The organism is Roseateles sp. GW821-FHT09H11 (assembly GCF_059415845.1).
This window is the reverse complement of sequence record NZ_JBWKOA010000018.1, coordinates 1-1035: the sequence shown is the minus strand read 5'-3', so window position 1 is coordinate 1035 and position 1035 is coordinate 1. Positions and strand designations below refer to the sequence as shown.

Sequence of the window (1035 nt, the reverse complement as noted above, 5' to 3'; positions counted from 1 at the left end):
CTCCACGGCGCCAGTCACGTCCGTCGTGCGGAAGTAGAACTGGGGACGGTAGTTGTTGAAGAACGGGGTGTGACGGCCGCCCTCTTCCTTGCTCAGAACATAGATCTCAGCGGTGAAGTGGGTGTGCGGCTTGATCGAGCCGGGCTTGGCCAGCACCTGGCCGCGCTCGACGTCTTCACGCTTGGTGCCGCGCAGCAGGATACCGACGTTGTCGCCGGCTTGACCCTGGTCCAGCAGCTTGCGGAACATTTCCACGCCGGTCACGGTCGTCTTCTGGACTTCGCGGATACCGACGATCTCGATTTCCTCGCCGACCTTGATGATGCCGCGCTCGACACGACCCGTCACCACGGTGCCGCGGCCCGAGATCGAGAACACGTCTTCCACCGGCAGCAGGAACGCGCCGTCAACGGCACGGTCAGGCTGGGGGATGTACGTGTCCAGCGCGTCAGCCAGGCGCATGATGGCCTGCTCGCCCAGATCGCCCGTGTCGCCTTCCAGCGCCAGCTTGGCCGAACCCTTGATGATCGGCGTGTCGTCGCCCGGGAAGTCGTACTTGCTCAGCAGCTCGCGGACTTCCATCTCCACCAGCTCCAGCAGCTCGGCGTCGTCCACCATGTCGCACTTGTTCAGGAAGACGATGATGAACTTCACACCCACCTGACGCGCCAGCAGGATGTGCTCGCGGGTCTGGGGCATCGGGCCGTCAGCGGCCGAGCACACCAGGATCGCGCCGTCCATCTGCGCCGCGCCCGTGATCATGTTCTTCACATAGTCAGCGTGGCCCGGGCAGTCAACGTGCGCGTAGTGGCGGTTGGCCGTCTCGTACTCGACGTGCGCGGTGTTGATCGTGATGCCACGCGCCTTCTCTTCCGGCGCCGCGTCGATCTGGTCGTACGCCTTGGCTTCGCCGCCGAACTTCTTCGACAGCACGGTCGCGATCGCGGCCGTCAGCGTCGTCTTGCCATGGTCAACGTGACCAATCGTGCCCACGTTCACGTGCGGCTTGGTACGTTCAAACTTGCCTTTTGCCAT

General features: G+C 63.9%; 1 protein-coding gene. It reads right to left on the bottom strand.

Going from position 1 to position 1035, the window contains the following annotated elements; translation table 11 throughout:
• On the bottom strand, positions 1 to 1035 hold a 1035-nt coding region (tuf, locus tag AC07PR_RS29580; protein ID WP_495137423.1), incomplete at its 3' end, for an elongation factor Tu.